The 16,896-nt window shown below is 55.5% G+C and carries 14 protein-coding genes, 1 tRNA gene and 1 pseudogene; 10 read left to right on the top strand and 6 right to left on the bottom strand.

Features of this window, described 5'->3' with window-relative positions:
- Positions 1-22: 22 nt before the first annotated feature.
- Positions 23-523, top strand: coding sequence for a hypothetical protein (locus tag QZ471_RS22345; RefSeq protein WP_295467999.1), 501 nt, complete (start codon positions 23-25; stop codon positions 521-523).
- A 14-nt stretch (positions 524-537) separates the two neighbouring features.
- Here the strand turns inward: QZ471_RS22345 and yacG are convergent, their stop codons facing one another.
- The 5 genes from yacG to pilB all read right to left on the bottom strand — a co-directional run bounded on the left by yacG (position 538) and on the right by pilB (position 5,333).
- On the bottom strand, positions 538-735 hold the full coding sequence (yacG, locus tag QZ471_RS22340; RefSeq protein WP_058767413.1) for a DNA gyrase inhibitor YacG: 198 nt from the start codon (positions 733-735) through the stop codon (positions 538-540).
- A complete protein-coding gene (gene coaE, locus QZ471_RS22335) occupies positions 732-1,343 on the bottom strand; it encodes a dephospho-CoA kinase (protein ID WP_295467995.1) in 612 nt (203 codons plus the stop codon). The genes yacG and coaE overlap by 4 nt, the downstream gene beginning before the upstream one ends.
- Entirely contained in the window at positions 1,340-2,212 is an 873-nt protein-coding gene (locus tag QZ471_RS22330) for an A24 family peptidase (protein WP_295467993.1), read from the bottom strand. Before QZ471_RS22330 ends, coaE begins: the two co-directional genes overlap by 4 nt.
- The gene (locus QZ471_RS22325) at positions 2,212-3,429 is read right to left on the bottom strand and encodes a type II secretion system F family protein (protein WP_295467991.1); all 1,218 of its coding nucleotides are present in this window, start codon (positions 3,427-3,429) and stop codon (positions 2,212-2,214) included. The genes QZ471_RS22330 and QZ471_RS22325 overlap by 1 nt, the downstream gene beginning before the upstream one ends.
- A gap of 209 nt (positions 3,430-3,638) precedes the next feature.
- Positions 3,639-5,333 carry a type IV-A pilus assembly ATPase PilB gene (gene pilB, locus QZ471_RS22320; RefSeq protein ID WP_295467989.1) on the bottom strand — a complete coding sequence of 565 codons (1,695 nt, stop codon included), beginning with the start codon at positions 5,331-5,333 and terminating at the stop codon, positions 3,639-3,641.
- Positions 5,334-5,544: 211 nt separating this feature from the next.
- Between pilB and QZ471_RS22315 the strand changes: the two genes are divergently transcribed.
- The 3 genes from QZ471_RS22315 to QZ471_RS22305 all read left to right on the top strand — a co-directional run bounded on the left by QZ471_RS22315 (position 5,545) and on the right by QZ471_RS22305 (position 9,477).
- Entirely contained in the window at positions 5,545-5,973 is a 429-nt protein-coding gene (locus tag QZ471_RS22315) for a pilin (RefSeq protein ID WP_295467987.1), read from the top strand.
- 38 nt (positions 5,974-6,011) lie between these two features.
- Complete coding sequence (locus QZ471_RS22310; protein ID WP_295467985.1) at positions 6,012-7,865, top strand: hypothetical protein; 1,854 nt, start codon at positions 6,012-6,014, stop codon at positions 7,863-7,865.
- Between the two features lie 109 nt (positions 7,866-7,974).
- Complete coding sequence (locus QZ471_RS22305) at positions 7,975-9,477, top strand: hypothetical protein (protein WP_295467983.1); 1,503 nt, start codon at positions 7,975-7,977, stop codon at positions 9,475-9,477.
- Positions 9,478-10,329: 852 nt separating this feature from the next.
- On the opposite strand, the pseudogene QZ471_RS22300 reads toward QZ471_RS22305, so the two are convergent.
- Positions 10,330-11,309, bottom strand: a pseudogene (locus QZ471_RS22300) (SDR family oxidoreductase).
- 277 nt (positions 11,310-11,586) lie between these two features.
- On the opposite strand from QZ471_RS22300, the gene QZ471_RS22295 reads away from it, so the two are divergent.
- The 6 genes from QZ471_RS22295 to cyoE all read left to right on the top strand — a co-directional run bounded on the left by QZ471_RS22295 (position 11,587) and on the right by cyoE (position 16,842).
- Positions 11,587-11,662, top strand: a tRNA-Thr gene (locus QZ471_RS22295).
- Positions 11,663-12,070: 408 nt separating this feature from the next.
- Positions 12,071-12,994: a ubiquinol oxidase subunit II gene (cyoA, locus tag QZ471_RS22290; protein ID WP_295467981.1), complete on the top strand. Its 924-nt coding sequence runs from the start codon at positions 12,071-12,073 to the stop codon at positions 12,992-12,994.
- Between the two features lie 3 nt (positions 12,995-12,997).
- Positions 12,998-14,986 (top strand): cytochrome o ubiquinol oxidase subunit I, encoded by a 1,989-nt coding sequence (gene cyoB / locus QZ471_RS22285; protein ID WP_295467979.1) that lies wholly within the window; start codon positions 12,998-13,000, stop codon positions 14,984-14,986.
- A 4-nt stretch (positions 14,987-14,990) separates the two neighbouring features.
- Entirely contained in the window at positions 14,991-15,605 is a 615-nt protein-coding gene (locus QZ471_RS22280) for a cytochrome o ubiquinol oxidase subunit III (protein WP_059226333.1), read from the top strand.
- The gene (gene cyoD / locus QZ471_RS22275) at positions 15,605-15,943 is read left to right on the top strand and encodes a cytochrome o ubiquinol oxidase subunit IV (protein WP_059226334.1); all 339 of its coding nucleotides are present in this window, start codon (positions 15,605-15,607) and stop codon (positions 15,941-15,943) included. Before QZ471_RS22280 ends, cyoD begins: the two co-directional genes overlap by 1 nt.
- Positions 15,944-15,954: 11 nt before the next feature.
- On the top strand, positions 15,955-16,842 hold the full coding sequence (cyoE, locus tag QZ471_RS22270) for a heme o synthase (RefSeq protein ID WP_295467976.1): 888 nt from the start codon (positions 15,955-15,957) through the stop codon (positions 16,840-16,842).
- Positions 16,843-16,896: the final 54 nt, after the last annotated feature.

Here is a 16,896-nt window from a genome sequence, read left to right as displayed (position 1 = left end):
CGGCCATCGACAGGATGTTTTCATGCGTTTTTTCGCTGCTCTCCCCCTGCTCCTGAGCGCCGCCCTCGCCCACGCCGCCGATGGCGGAGAGCCCATCGACTGCGCCAGCCTGCAGGCCCAGTTACCGCTACCAGTGCTGCAGCAGACCTCTGGCCTGCCCCTGGCCTATGCCCGCCAGATCGCTGGTGGTTGTGCCTTCACTGATCGCGACACCGGCCAACCGTCCAACTACCTGCTGGGGCTATCGGCGGGCTACGAGAATGGCGGCCGGGCGCTACCCAAGCTGCGGCGACAGGTGCAATCGCTCAGCGAACAGCTGGAATGCAAAACCATCGACGGCCTCGGCGAAGGCGCCAGCGCTTGCAGCAAGCCGCTGCTGGGTACCCAGATCTTTTTCATCAAGCGCGACCGCATCCATACGGTGACGGCTTCCAGCCCACTGGAATACGAAAAGCCTGAACTAGCAGCCAAGTTGCACCAGGCTGCCCTAGCGACGGCCAAGGCCTGGGCGCAGCGCTTGTAAAGACGGCGTAGGCCCTAGTGGCCGCGCCGATTGAGATCTTCAGAATAAAGATCGTCTTCGAGCTCATTGCCGGGAATGGCATGCTCTTCCGCCGCCCAGGCGCCCAGATCGATCAGCTTGCAACGGTCGGAGCAGAAGGGTCGATTGGGACTCTTCTCGCTCCATTCCACGGGTGCGCCGCAGGTGGGGCAATCCACGGTGAGAGTGCTCATGCTTGGCCTCCGTCAAGGGTCAGATAAAAGGAATGCAAGCGTTCCACTTCGGCGTGGAGCGCGGCGAGATTACCGTCGTTGCAAATGACGTCATCCGCCTTGGCCAGCCGCTCGGTACGCGGCAACTGCGCCGCCAAGATGGCCCGCACCTGGGTTTCGTCCACCCCGTCACGGCGCATGGCCCGTTCGAGCTGCAGCTCTTCCGGCGCATCTATCACCAACCCCCGCTGGACCAGCGCCCGCTGCCCGGATTCGAACAGCAGCGGCGACACCAGGATCGCATAGGGCGACGTTGCCTGGGCCAAAACGGCCAGGATCTCCTGACGAATGATCGGATGCAGCAAGGCTTCCAGCCAACGCCGCTCGGCCGGATCGGCGAAGATCGCCGCCCGCAGCGCCGCCCGGTTCAGGCTGCCATCCGGTTGGAGTACTGCGGACGAAAAGTGTCCGGCAATTTCGGCCAGCGCGGGTCGTCCCGGCTCGACCACCCAACGGGCGGCCTGGTCAGCGTCGACACAGGTAATACCCAGACGGGCGAAGTGCTCGGCAGCGGCGCTCTTGCCACTGCCGATACCCCCGGTCAGGCCGAGGGTCCAGGCAGAAGTCATCGGAATCCGGCGAAGTTCAGGTACAGGCCGGTTATTTGATCACCCCAGAGCAAGGCAATCCACCCCGCCACGGCAAGATAGGGACCGAAGGGCAAGGGCGTACTGGTTTCCGCCCGGCGTAAACGCAGGGTGATGATGCCCAGAATGGCGCCTACCAGCGACGACAGCAGGATGGTCAAAGGCAGGATCTGCCAACCGCCCCAGGCGCCGAGCAGCGCCAGCAGCTTGAAATCGCCATAGCCCATGCCATCCTTGCCGGTCACCAGGCGGAACAGCTGGAACACCAGCCAAAGGCTCAGGTAGCCCGCCACTGCGCCCCAGACGGCGTCAGTCAAACTGGCGAATAGCGCGAACTGATTGACGATCAGCCCAAGCCACAATAATGGCAGGACGATTACATCCGGCAGGAGCTGATGATCGGCATCGATCAGACTGGCCGCCAGCAACCCCCAGGTCAGCAGCAGAAAAGTCCCGCCTTGCCAGGTTACACCCAGATGCCAGATCACCCAGGCCGACAATAGTCCACAAGCAAGCTCGACCAGCGGATAACGCAGACTGATGGTCGCCTGACAGCCCTTGCAACGACCGCGCAAGAGCAGATAGCTCAGCACCGGCACGTTCTCCCAGGGTCGCACGGCGCGCTGGCAATGAGGACACCGCGAAGCAGGTCGTGCCAGATTGAAAGGGGCTCCGACTGGCTCAGGCGGCAGCTCCAGCACCTCGCGCGCCTCCGCCTGCCAATCGCGTCTCAGCATTACCGGCAAACGATAGACCACTACATTGAGAAAGCTTCCCACTAGCAGCCCCAAGATCAGCGCACACAAGGCTGCGGCCAGCGGAGCGCTGGCCAGGAACTCGAGCAGCGCCATCAGACGACGTTGCCGAGCTGGAAGATCGGCAGGTACATGGCGATGATCAGACCACCCACCAATACCCCCAGCACCGCCATGATCATCGGCTCCATCAGGGTAGTGAGGTTGTCGACCATGTTGTCGACCTCATCCTCATAGAAGGTCGCGACCTTGGACAGCATCTCGTCCAACGAACCCGACTCCTCACCGATGGCCGTCATCTGAATGGCCATGGAGGAAAACACCCCGGTGGTGCGCATGGAAAAATTCAGCTGCATACCAGTGGAGACATCGGCCTTGATCTTCTCCACGGCATTGCGGAACACCACGTTGCCCGTCGCACCGGCAACCGAATCAAGTGCATCAACAAGGGGTACACCAGCAGCGAAGGTGGTAGCCAGGGTACGGGCGTAACGCGCGATAGCCGATTTATAGAGGATGGAGCCGATCAACGGGATCTTCAGCAGACCACGATCCGTGGCATCACGGAATTTCTCCGACTTCTTGTAGAAGTGCCTTAGCACGAAGCCAAGCACGAACAACGCACCAAGTACCAGCAGCCACCACTCTTGCAGGATTTCGGAGATGCCGATGACGAACAGGGTGAATGCCGGTAGCTGGGCGCCAAAGCCTTCGAATACGGATTGGAATTGCGGCACTACCTTGATTAGCAAAATGGCCGACACGACGATCGCCACGACGACCACCGCCGCCGGATAGGTCATGGCCTTCTTGATCTTCTTCTTCAGGGCTTCGGTCTTTTCCTTGTAGGTTGCTACACGATCTAGCAAGGTCTCCAGCGCACCGGATTGCTCACCGGCATCCACCAGGTTGCAATAGAGGTCATCGAAATACTGGGGCTGCTTGCGCAGGGAGTTAGCCAGGCTGTTACCCGCTGCGACATCCTGCTTGATATCGTCCACCAGCTTGCGCATGTTGGGATTATCGAAACCCTCGCCAATGATATCGAAGGCCTGCAACAGGGGTACGCCCGCGCTCATCATGGTCGCCAGCTGCCGGGTGAAGAGCGCGATATCCAGGGGCTTGATCTTCTTGCCCTTGCTGAACAGCGACACCGACTTCTTGCGCACCCGAGTCGGATTGATCCCCTGCTTGCGCAACTGCGCCTTGATCAGCGCGGGATTCAAGCCCGTCATCTCGCCCTTCACCTTGGTCCCTTTGCGATCGGTACCCTCCCAGGTGAAGTTGCCCAACTTGATAGCTTTATCGGCCATGGCCTCGACTCATCGAAGACTCGGCCCGCCGCAGCGGACCCGTCAAAAGAATGCTCTCTGCAGAGCGGGTTGCGGCTTTAAAGGCAAGCATCGCGCCAAATGCCGGCGTATTCAACGCCTTGAAGTCTCGGGCGCATGCGAAAATGGCTATCCAAAGCTCCGTTCTAGTCCCCTCTCCCTCTGGGAGAGGGTTAGGGTGAGGGAACCCATCAATCCTTGGTCACCCGATTGATCTCTTCCAGACTGGTGATGCCCTGCATCGCCTTGACCAGGCCAGACCGCCGCAGGTCATTGAAGCCCTCAGCTCTCATCCGTGCCGATATCTCGATGGAGTTGCCTTCCTCCATGATCATCTGCTGCAGCGCCGGGGTGATCTTCACCACCTCATAGATCCCCACTCGCCCACGGTAGCCGGCGTTGCACTCTTCGCAGCCAATGGGCTGGTAGAGGGTAAAACTACCCACCTCATCCTCGCTGAATCCTTCGGCTAGCAGCGCCTCCTGGGGCACCTCATGAACGCGCTTGCACTTGTTGCACAACTTACGGGCCAGACGCTGGGCAATGATCAGGTTGACCGAGGTCGCCAGGTTGAAGGCGGGCACGCCCATGTTGCGCAGGCGCGTCAGGGTTTCCGCCGCGCTGTTGGTGTGCAGGGTCGACATCACCATGTGGCCGGTCTGGGCCGCCTTGATGGCGATCTCCGCCGTCTCGAGATCGCGAATCTCACCCACCATGATCACGTCGGGATCCTGGCGCAAGAAGGCACGCAGTGCCTGGGTAAAGTCCAGGCCCTGACGAGGATTGACGTTGACCTGATTGATCCCTTCCAGGTTGATTTCCACCGGATCTTCCGCCGTGGAAATATTGATGTCTTCGGTATTGAGAATATTGAGCCCGGTATAGAGGGATACCGTCTTACCCGAACCCGTGGGACCGGTCACCAGGATCATCCCCTGCGGCTGCTTGAGTGCCTGCAGATAGAGCTGCTTTTGCACATCCTCGTAGCCCAGCGCATCGATCCCCATCTGGGCGCTGGAAGAGTCGAGAATCCGCATCACGATCTTCTCGCCCCAGAGCGTGGGTAGGGTATTGACCCGGAAATCGATGGACTTGGTCTTGGACACCTTGAGCTTGACGCGGCCATCCTGCGGCTTGCGTCGCTCGGAGATGTCCATATTGGACATCACCTTGAGCCGTGCCGAGATACGCGACACCAACTGCACCGGCGGCCGTGCGACCTCATGCAGGATGCCATCGGTGCGGAAGCGCACGCGGTACATCTTTTCATAGGGCTCGAAATGCAGATCGGACGAACCCTTCTTGATGGCATCGAGCAGCATCTTGTTGACGAATTTCACAACGGGCGCATCGTCGGCATCGTTGCCGGTAACCGCCTCCTGAGGTCGTTCGCCGCTCTCCAGCTCTACGTCCAGGTCGATCTCGCCAAGATCCAGCCCCCCCGTACCGCCATCGAGATACTTCTCGATCGCCTGGTGGAGCTTGTCGTCCTCGACCAGCACCACTTCCACGGCCAGCTTGCTGCCAAAGGAAACGTCATTGACGGCCTGCTGATTGGTCGGATCGGAAAGCGCGATGAACAGCTTGTTGCCCCTCTTGCTTAGCGGCAAGAAGTGGTGCTGTTGCATCAGCTTTTCATTGACGACGTCCTTGGGCAATTGCTCCTTATCAATGGCAGCCAGATCGAGAAAAGGAACGCCAAACTCTTGAGCGGCCAGCTCCGCGAGCGGGCGGCTCTGCACCAGGCGTTGCTGAACGAGGTAGGTGACCAACGGCACCTTGGCCTGCTTGGCCTTGACCACTGCCTGCTGCGCGGCCGACTCTGCCAGCAACTGCGCATCCACCAACTGCCGCGCCAACCCCGACAGCATCACTGTCTCGTTCATCATCCGTCACCTGCGCTTGCGTTAGCTGGCCTTATAGCACCCCCTGCTCCGCCCGCAAAATGGCGCCGGATGACTGACATTTTTTGTCATGACCTGCCCCTTTACCGAAATGCATCACATCAGGAACGTGCTGTAGTCGCCACTTTTATTTGGCACGGCCTATGCTATACCTCAAAAAGGCACGTTGGCCTGACCCAACCCGGAGATTAAAATGAACGCTCAGAAAGGCTTTACCCTGATTGAACTGATGATCGTAGTTGCGATCATCGGTATTTTGGCGGCGATCGCTCTGCCTGCCTATCAAGACTATACCGTCCGCGCACGTGTTACCGAGGGTTTGACGCAAGCTTCCGCCGCCAAAGCCCTGGTTGCGGAGAACGCAGCCAACGGAGCCTCTTCGCTGAGTACTGGTTGGGCCTTTAGTGGTCCTACTACAAACGTTTCTACGGTTACTATCGCATCGAACGGCCAGATTAGCGTTGTTATGAACTCCAACGCACAAAACGTAAGCTTGACTTTGACGCCCTCGTCTGGCGGAAGCGCGCTAAGCGCAGGCACAGTGCCTACTGGCGTAATAACCTGGGTTTGCGGAACGAACTCGACGACGATGAAGTACGTACCATCTGAATGCCGCCACTAATAAGACAAAAGCCCCCTCTGGGGGCTTTTTTTATGATCATGACCAGAAAAATCTACCTAATTTCAAGCTCTGCACTCCTGCTGATTTTATTTTTAACCTATTTAAAAACCTTACAGTTCGATTATGTCTGGGACGACGTAGCACTTTTCCTAGACAACTCTGGCTTGCGCAATCCTACGGACCTTTGGGAGGCCCTAAGCAAGTCTATTCTACCAGGCACCACTTATTTTAGACCTGCGGTGTTACTAAGCTTCATTTTGGAATTCAAACTATTTGGCGCCACCCCTACATACTCCCATCTCATAAACGTATTACTCTTAGCACTTAACACCTTACTTACCGGCACCTTGGCGCTAAGACTAGCAGCCTATTCGCACCAAACAAAAAAATATGCTTTTTCACTTCTAAGCATGGCCATATATGGCCTCCATCCAAGTCTCGTAGAGCCGACCGTCTGGGTGGCCGGCCGATTTGACCTCCTATGCACAAGTTTTTTCCTGCTAGCACTAGTGTCTTTTTATCACTTGAAAGGCATAACGAAAAACATATTGATCGGCGCATTTTTCTTTCTTGCATTGTGCTCGAAGGAAATGGCAATCACTTTGCCAGCCATTATTTTTACTTTGATTTTTGCAGAAAACAAAATAGTCAAACCGAGAAAGCTTGAACCGATAGAGCTATTGAAGGAAAACAAACCCCTCATAATCTCAATAACTTTGTCCCTCCTTGCTTACTTAGCCATTAGGTATCAAGCCCACCCGAATCTCCTTGTAGCAAATCAAAGCCTACAAGCCGAGCTATCACCTATACAAAAGGTAAGCTTCATCTCCTACAGCTTAGAATTTTACGTAAGGATGACCTTCCTTCCATTCTTAGACATAAACCCAATGCACCCGTTTGATGTACGAGACAGATCCATATCGCAAAACATACTCAGCATCGTAGGTTTAATTTGTTTTTTGAGCCTAGCTCTCTGGGCCGCATTAAAAAGACCATTAAAAATAACAACAGCATTACTCATCAGCTATTTAATAAGCCTCGCGCCGGTTCTTAATATACTACCCTTAAATATTGGAGGAAATCTGGGTCATGAAAGATTCCTTACCCTTCCTCTGGTATTCGCATCAATAGCAGCATCCAGTGTCATTATCGATATAGCAAAAGCAAGGAAAGCCGCTGCGGCCCTATTTCTAATTGGCTGGTTATTTATTGCATTCGCAACCACAGCCACTACCATCCCGCTTTGGCGGAACGAATTTTCACTCTGGTATTGGGCTTATGAAAAGCATCCAAACTTAAAATTTGTACAATTCAACTATCTTTCCTCTGCGATTTTCATGGGCCAACTCGAAACTGCGGAAAGAGCGTTGGAGCAGATAAAATCCACGCACGAAGAGCTTGGTCGACTGAAAGCTGTAGAGGGGCAACTACAGGTTAGGCAAGGCAATTATAAAGAAGCAATAAAGACCTTAAACATGGCCCTTGAAGGTGAATACCAACCGCACTTGGAGGTTCAATCAAAAGGCATTCCCTTACCACAAACCACAATAGTTAGAGACAACGTTCAAAACGCGTGGCTATTGAGATACATCTACGGATCTCTTGCAGAAGCCTATCTAAAGTCTGGAAATTATCCCGAAGCATTAGCCAACCTTGAGATAGTCGAATTCTATGGTCCAGGCTACCCTGTCGTTTCACTAATGAGGTCCCTGGCAGAATATGGCCTTGGAAATACTGAAGAGGGAAATAGACAATTTGAAAAAGCAGAAGCAGAGTTTGCCCCCAAATTCATGCCTCAGGTAAGAAAAGCACGAGAAGACTTTCTAGAAAACAACAAACTGCATTCCTCCAAAGCTCTCGAAGATATACTCAAATCGACAACACCGAAATAGACACACAACCAAAAAAGACTACCCCCACCCTTTAACCTATCGCATTCATAACGTAGTTTCGCTTTAAACCCTCACAACACTTTGATGCGCAACCCCAGCTGTTGAAGCCATGACTACAATAGAAAACACCTTTAAGAAGCCAGACAATACTTACCGAAACCTAACTCTTTTTTCTGGAATAATACTAGCCTCGCTACTAACATTTTACATTTGGCCGACGAATTATCCTCTTGACGACGCCTATATAACGCAACACTCCGCCAGATCACTTTGGGATTGGCATGACTCGAAATACGGTACACCCGCACTGTCTGGTGTAACAAGCCCACTTCACGCAGCACTAATTTTCGCCTCAAGCCTGATTCTGCCGCTATGGATAGCCCAAGTGGCAATAGCTTTATTCTCTTTTCTACTATTTAACTTGGCCTGCTATGAAATGGGAATATTAGCAGGGCTTAGAAGTATCCAAGCCATGCTCATAGCTATTCTCGCCATGGCTTCAGGGCCAATAATCTTTCAGTTTTCCAATGGATTAGAAACCGGCCTCGCAATAACGGCCCTATCTTGGACATTAATAGCCTTCAGCAAACGCGAGCCCTCTCCTTACTGGTATTCTTTGCTATGGGCATTACCCTTTATAAGACCCGAACTAATTATAGTCTCTATTTTTTTTACCCTCCAATCCATTTATCATAAAAAAGACAATATAGGCGCACTCTGCAAGCCATTTATTTTTTCACTACTCATCGCCCTCCCAGTATTCCTACTAACATGGGCTAATACCGGGAATTACTTTCCTGCAACCATCAATGCAAAAAAAATATTCTTTAACGAAGCATGCCAGCCATTTCAAGCAAAAATCAAGTTAGAATCGCTCGGAGTTTTTGCATTTCTGAAAACCATAGGAATTTTTGCATTCGGTGTTTGTGGTGTACTGCTTTTGAAGCAGCGAATAGTGTTTTTATTCTTTACCGCCTCCCTACTCACATCCTTTCTCCTCAATTTACCTGGTGGGGTTTGGCACAATGGATTCAGATATCTGTTCATATTGACACCTTTTTTAGTGCTAGGAATTGCAGCAATATTCAAAAAACTACCCCTTAGCACGAAAACTTCAACTGTTCTGCTTTTGCTATCCGTAATAGTTTGCAGCACTTCAATTCCAAACTCGTACAAAGGCTATAGCGCCGGCGTTGAGCAAGTACATGATTTATCTGAGATAGCAAGCTGGCTAGAAAAGCGTACCGATGAAGGCGACACCATCCTAGTTCATGATGCGGGATACATCTCACTCTTTGGAAACTATCGACTGGTTGACATTGTTGGATTAAAGACCCCTAGCAGCATAGAGATCCATCAACGTCTCACGACACCCATCTGCAACATGCGAAATGCTTTAGCAATAGATGAAATAGCCAGAAGACCCCCCCCCCAATACGTCATTGTATCCGAAGACTGGGACAGAATATTTGGCATAAGCAGATCTTTAGAGATGACTAACTGGAAGCTATCGACGGTGAATGACGTTGCCGGTCTGAAATACAAGCTATTCAAAGTAAATAATTCACAGGCCACGCCTTGGCAAGACAAAGACCAGCCCAACTTTAATTAAAAATTACCAACATCGACGCAAATCAAAATGGTTTAGGAAAATCATCGCCCTGTACAAACGCGCCGTGCCAAGCATATCGCCAGAGAACTTCTAACAGGAAGCAAATCAACGAGCCCTATTCATTTTTTCAATTATCGAGACATCGGACCTAGAAGGTTTAGAGCAGATTCATCTTGACCACTTTATATCATGCCATAGCCACAATACAAGATCTCTTTTATTCAAGATTAAAATTTCTATCGAACCAACATAGCCGATATTCGACTTGCACAGTCTAAAATCAATAAAACTTAGCTCTAAAGAAGCACATTAACCACTATAAAAACACCAAAGCAATCTCATATTTCACCAGAATGCGCCCATACCTTGCTTGCAACACTAACAGGGCAATAGACCCAATACTTTTAGCACTACTAAAAATCATTGCGACTAAACTCACGCCACATCACCGACCAACTTAATTCAGTATAAATAGCGGCGCGATTTGCTAGAACCCCTGTGCGACCGGAATGAACAGCATGCTTGAAAGAGGGCCAAATCACTATTTAACCTGTATTGGCGAAACAGGCTGAAATCGATCCTCTTGGATTAGAACAACCGCCATGAATAGTTAAAATCCAACAATGCAAAACTTCAGCATCAACCAAAAAATATATCTTTGCCTATATTACTTTTCTCCGAACGAGCTTTCGGAAACATATGACTAAAAATCAATCAACTAAGGGCGTCCGACGCAAACGACTACGCAGCTACTTCTAGTGCATTGCGATGCCATTTATAGCGAGACTCCTTCAATTCGTGGTCACCGTTCTTATAGTCAGGAACAGATTTCATGTCACTTGCTTCACGGCATCACCTTCCCCCAAACGCCCCCACCACCGTCCCCGTACTGAAGCTCGCATTTTCTTCCGCCAAAGCCACATACAGCGACGCCAACTCCGCCGGCTGCCCAGCCCGTCCCAGCAGCGTGTCCTGACCGAACTCCTTTATCTGCCCTTCCAGTTACCCACCCGCCACTTGCAGCGGCGTCCATACCGGACCTAGTGCTACGGCATTTACACGGATGCCCTTCTTGGCGAGTTGCTTGGCCATGCCCTTGGTGAGATTGAGGATGGCGGCCTTGGTAGCCGCATAGTCGATCAGCTCTTCGCCCGGATCGTAGGAATTCACCGAGACGGTGTTGATGATGCTGGCGCCCGGCGGCAGGTGGGGGATGGCCGCCTTGCTGAAGCGAAAGACGTGATAGACGTTGGTCTTGAAGGTGCGATCGAACTGCTCGTCGGTGATTTTGAGGATATTGGCCTTGCTCTGCTGGTAGGCCGCGTTGTTCACCAAGAGATCCAGACCGCCGAGTTGCTCGAAGGCCTTGCCGACCACCTCTTCGCAGGCGGCCTGGCTGCGGATGTCGGCCGGGAGGGTGATGGCCTTGCGGCCGGCCGTAACGATCAGCTTGACTACCTCCTGGGCATCGGACTCCTCGTCAGGGTGGTAGTTGATGGCGACGTTAGCCCCTCCGCGGGCGAAGGCGATGGCCACTGCGCGACCAATGCCGCTGTCGACGCCGGTGATCAGCGCCTTGCAGACGGCCAGCTGGCCCGAGCCGTGGTAGCTAGTTTCGCCATGATCGGGACGCGGCTCCATCCTGCAGGTTAGGGCGGGCCATTCCTGGCGCTGCTCCTTGAATGGTCCCCGGGTGTACTAGGTGCGCGGATCCTGCAGCGGCTTCGCTGGACGACTGGCCGCTTGGGCAACGGTAGCGTCCGACGCAGCGTGGCGAGCCCTACCGCGGAGTCGACGAGGACGTGACGACGTGTCATTGAGTAGTCGGTCATCGGAATTTCCAGAGCGGTGAGTTCTCAGAGCATCGAGAACGGATCGCGCCGCGCGTGACCGCCGAAGAGTAGGTATGACGATTAGCCCGAAGGTTTCCCCTATCCGCCACACCAACGAACCGGGTCGGCAGCGACCGCTGGCCGGCATAAAAGCGCCTTTAGACGCGGTTTGAGGCAGCCCGCACAACACTGCGACACATCGCCACAGGCATGCACGACCTCAGGATCCTCAGACTTGCGCATAAAGCTGCTAGGGCTTTATCATTGAAAGCTTCGTGCCGGTGTAGCTCAGTTGGTAGAGCGGCGCATTCGTAATGCGAAGGTCGTAGGTTCGACTCCTATCTCCGGCACCATCCTTCCGCTGTTTCCTCCCTCTGCCTTTTCAGAGCCTTCAAGGCCTTAGCCGCCTTGGGGCGCGACTTCCTGCGCGTTTCCCCGTTATCCAGCCCCCCGCATCGGTCCGAGCAAAAAGCGCTCGTCGACCTGGCAGCCGCGGCCTGCTCAGCTACTCTTACCCGGCGCATGACAGTGCCTTACGCCAGCGGTTTGGGCCTTTCTTGACGGCCGGCAATACCTGAATGGCGGCTGACCAAAGGGTCGAATATCCCTCCCCTCTGTGGCACCATACCGCGCTGCGAAATCCCGCAATTTCCGCAATCCATCAGCCTGCCGCACGGATGCCTGTCCGTTGCGGAGCGTGAGGCTGGCGACAGGCACGTTGAGAGAATAACCACGATGAGCCGCTCTACTGAGGTCGTGAGATGAAACTAACGAAGTATCTAAAACCAACCGGTTGGCTTCTAGCCGGTGCCGCCGCGCTGCTGCTCAGCGGGTGCGACGCCGTGCTGCTGGATCCGAAAGGCTCCATCGGCGTGCAAGAACGCAACCTCATCTACACAGCGTTCGGCCTCATGCTGATCGTGGTGATCCCGGTCATCGTGATGACCTTCCTGTTCGCCTGGAAGTACCGCGCTGATAACAAGGAAGCCAAGTACACCCCGAACTGGGCTCACTCCTACAAGATCGAAGCCGTGGTCTGGCTGGTCCCGCTGGCCATCGTGGTGTTCCTGAGCATCCTGTCCTGGAAGACCTCCCACGAACTCGATCCCTTCAAGCCGCTGGATCATCCCGAGCAGCCGCTGGTGATCGAAGCCGTCTCGATGGACTGGAAATGGCTGTTCATCTATCCGGAGCAGGGCATCGCCTCGGTCAACGAGATCGCCATTCCGGTCAACCGTCCGGTGCAGTTCAAGATCACCTCCGAGTCGGTCATGAACACCCTGTCGATCCCGGCCCTGGGCGGCATGATCTACGCCATGTCCGGCATGCAGAGCCAGTTGCACCTGATCGCCGATCATCCCGGCGTCTTCGAAGGTCGCTCGGCCAACTACAGCGGCGCCGGTTTCTCCGACATGATCTTCACCGTGCACGCGGTTCCCACCGCCGGCGACTTCGACGCCTGGGTGGCCAAGGTCAAGCAGTCGGGTGGCAAGACCCTGGACCAGGCGAGCTACACCGAGCTGGCCAAGCCCAGCGAGAAGCAGCCGGTCGCCTACTACTCGGCGGTCGAGCCGGACCTGTTCAGAACGGTCATCAAGAAGTTCATGAAGTCCGACTTCAGCAAGCAGACCGACCACGTGATGGACATGAGCCAGCACGCCGGTCAACACGGTACCGAGGAATAAGTTATGTTCGGTAAATTAACTCTTGCGGATATTCCGTATCACGAGCCGATCATTCTCGTGACGTTCGTCGTGGTCGCCCTGGGTGGCCTCGGGCTACTCGGCGCGATCAGCTACTACGGCAAGTGGGGCTACCTCTGGAAAGAGTGGCTGACCACCGTCGACCACAAAAAAATCGGCGTGATGTACTTCATCGTCGCGCTCGTCATGCTGCTGCGCGGCTTCTCCGACGCCATCCTCATGCGTAGCCAGCAAGCCATCGCCTCCGGCGGCGCCGAGGGCTACCTGCCACCGCATCACTACGACCAGATCTTCACCGCCCACGGCGTGATCATGATCTTCTTCGTGGCGATGCCCTTCGTGGCCGGCCTGATGAACGTGGTGACACCGCTGCAAATCGGTGCTCGCGACGTGGCCTTCCCCTTCCTGAACTCGCTGAGCTTCTGGCTGTTCGTGGCCGGTGCCGTGCTGGTGATGCTGTCGCTGTTCGTGGGCGAGTTCGCCGCGACCGGCTGGGTGGCCTATCCGCCGCTGTCGGGCATTCAGTACAGTCCAGGGGTAGGGGTTGACTACTACATCTGGGCACTACAGCTATCGGGTATCGGAACGACCCTGACCGGTGTGAACTTCTTCGTCACCGTGCTGAAGATGCGTACCAAGGGCATGACCCTGATGCGTATGCCGATCTTCACCTGGACCTCGTTCTGCACCGCCATCCTGATCATGGCCGCGTTCCCGATCCTGACCGTGACCCTGGCACTGCTGACCCTGGACCGTTACCTGGGCTTCCACTTCTTCACTGCGGAAGCCGGCGGCAACCAGATGATGTACACCAACCTGATCTGGGCCTGGGGCCACCCCGAGGTTTACATCCTGATCCTGCCGGCCTTCGGTGTGTTCTCGGAAGTGACCTCCACCTTCAGCAAGAAGCGTCTGTTCGGCTACGTCTCGATGGTCTGGGCCACCGTGGCGATCACCGTGCTGTCCTTCATCGTTTGGCTGCACCACTTCTTCACCATGGGCTCGGGCGGCAACGTCAACGCCTTCTTCGGCATCGCGACCATGATCATTGCGATCCCGACGGGTGTGAAGATCTTCACCTGGCTGTTCACCATGTACCAGGGCCGCATCCAGTTCACCTCGCCGATGCTCTGGACCCTGGGCTTCATCGTGACCTTCAGCATCGGCGGCATGACCGGCGTCCTGCTGGCGGTACCGGGTGCCGACTTCGTGCTGCACAACAGCCTGTTCCTGATCGCTCACTTCCACAACGTGATCATCGGCGGCGCCGTGTTCGGCTACTTCGCCGGCATGATCTACTGGTTCCCTAAGGTGTTCGGCTTCAAGCTGAACGAGCGCCTGAACAAGCAGGCCTTCTGGTGCTGGCTGATCGGCTTCTATGTCGCCTTCATGCCGCTGTACATGCTGGGCTTCATGGGCATGACCCGTCGTCTGAACCACTACGACAACCCCGACTGGCACCCCTTCCTGGTGACCGCCGCCATCGGCGCCGGCATCATCGCCATCGGCATCCTCAGCCAGCTGTGGATGTTCTACGTCAGTATCCGCGACCGCAATCTGCCGGAGAACGTGGACGTGACCGGCGATCCGTGGGATGGCCGTACCCTGGAATGGTCGACTTCCTCGCCGCCGCCCTTCTACAACTTCGCTGAAGTGCCGGAAGTGCACGACATCGACGCCTACTGGGGCATGAAGGAAAAAGGCATCACCGAGAAGAAGGATGCGGACTACAAGCAGATCCACATGCCGCGCAACACTGGCGCCGGCATCGTGATCAGCCTCTTCGCCCTGATCCTCGGCTTCGCCCTGATCTGGCACATCTGGTGGCTGGCCATCGCCAGCTTCGTGGGCTGCATCGTCACTGCGGTCATCCGCAGCTACGACGAAGACGTCGACTACTACGTACCAGCGGAAGAAGTGGCGCGCATCGAAACCGCCCGCATCCAGTCCCTGGCGAAATTGAAGCAGGCCTAACCCAATGGCGAATCAAGTTATGCATAACGAAGTCGCCCATGCCGAGGAGCATGGGCACCACGATGCCGGATCGATGAAGACATTCGGCTTCTGGTCCTACCTGATGACCGACTGCATTCTGTTCGGGACGCTGTTCGCGACCTATGCAGTGCTGAGCGGGGCCCATGCCGATGGCCCCTCGCAGAAGGACATCTTCGAACTGTCGTTCGTGCTGGTGGAAACCTTCCTCCTGCTGTTCTCCAGTATCACCTACGGCTTCGCCATGATTGCCCAGCACAAGGGCAGCAAGGGCGGCGTCCTGGGCTGGCTGGCGATCACCTGGTTGTTCGGTGCCGGCTTCATCGGCATGGAAGTCTATGAGTTCCATCACCTGATCGAAGAGGGCTACGGTCCGGATCGCAGTGCCTTCCTGTCGTCCTTCTTCGCGCTGGTCGGCACCCACGGTCTGCACGTGAGCTCCGGTCTGATCTGGATGATCGTGTTGATGCTGCAGGTCGCTTCCAAGGGCCTGACCACCACCAACGTGACCCGCCTGTCGTGCCTGAGCCTGTTCTGGCACTTCCTGGACATCATCTGGATCTTCGTCTTCACCATCGTCTATCTGATGGGGGTGCTGTAATGGCGCACGACCATAACGCCCACGGGCACACCGCCGAGAGCCATGGCACTTTCAAGAGCTACATGGTCGGCTTCATCCTGTCGGTCATCCTGACGGTCATTCCCTTCGGCCTGGTGATGTTCCCCACCTTCTCCAAGGGCGCGACCCTGGCGATCGTGGTGATCATGGCGGTGGTACAGCTGCTGGTGCACCTGTACTTCTTCCTGCACCTGAACACCTCCGAAGAGCAGCGTTGGAACGTGATCTCCTTCGGTTTCACCGTGGTTATCGTCGGCATCGTGGTCGTGGGGTCCCTGTGGATCATGTACCACATGCACCAGAACATGATGATCCACTGAACCGGGCCGACGTGATGATCAAGAAGTACCTTCTCGTGACCAAGCCGGGCATCATCTTCGGCAACCTGATCTCGGTTGCCGGCGGGTTCTTCCTGGCTTCCAAAGGAAGCATCGACCCGCTGTTGCTGCTGGCGACGGCCATCGGGGTATCGTTGGTCATTGCTTCCGGCTGTGTGTTCAACAACGTGATCGACAGGGACATCGATCAGAAGATGGAAAGGACCCGCAATCGTGCCCTGGTCCAGGGCACGATCTCCTCGAAGGTGGCGCTGGCCTATGCCACCCTCCTCGGCCTGGCCGGGGTGGGGCTGCTGTATGGGGCGACCAATCTGGTCGCCACCGCCTTCGCGGTGATGGGTTTCGTGGTGTACGTGGGGCTCTACAGCCTCTGGCTCAAGCGCACCTCGGTGTACGGCACCCTGGTCGGCAGCCTGTCCGGTGCCGCCCCGCCGGTGATCGGCTACTGCGCCGCCAGTGGCCAGTTCGACAGCGGCGCCGCGGTGCTGCTGCTGATCTTCTGCCTCTGGCAGATGCCGCACTCCTACGCCATCGCCATCTTCCGTCTCAAGGACTACACCGCGGCCTCGATTCCGGTCCTGCCGGTGGCCAAGGGCATCTCGGTGACCAAGCGGCACATCGTCTGGTATACCGTGGCCTTCCTGGCTGCCACCCTGCTGCTGACCGTGCTCGGCTACGCCGGCTACGTCTATCTGGCAGTGGCTTTCGTGATCGGCGCCTGGTGGCTGCGCCTGGCGTTCATGGGCTATCAGGCCGAGAACGATGTCCAGTGGGCACGCAAGCTGTTCGGGTTCTCCATCATCGCCATCACCGCGCTTTCCGTGATGATGTCGGTGGACTTCCAGATCCCGGGCGACGTGCTGCTGACCTACGCGCGTTGAGACGCCTAGTTCCATGAAAAAGCCCGGCCCAGTGCCGGGCTTTTTCATGGGCGC

The organism is uncultured Pseudomonas sp. (genome assembly GCF_913774235.1).
In the GTDB taxonomy this organism is placed as follows: domain Bacteria; phylum Pseudomonadota; class Gammaproteobacteria; order Pseudomonadales; family Pseudomonadaceae; genus Chryseomonas.
This window is presented reverse-complemented; position numbering and strand designations above follow the sequence as displayed.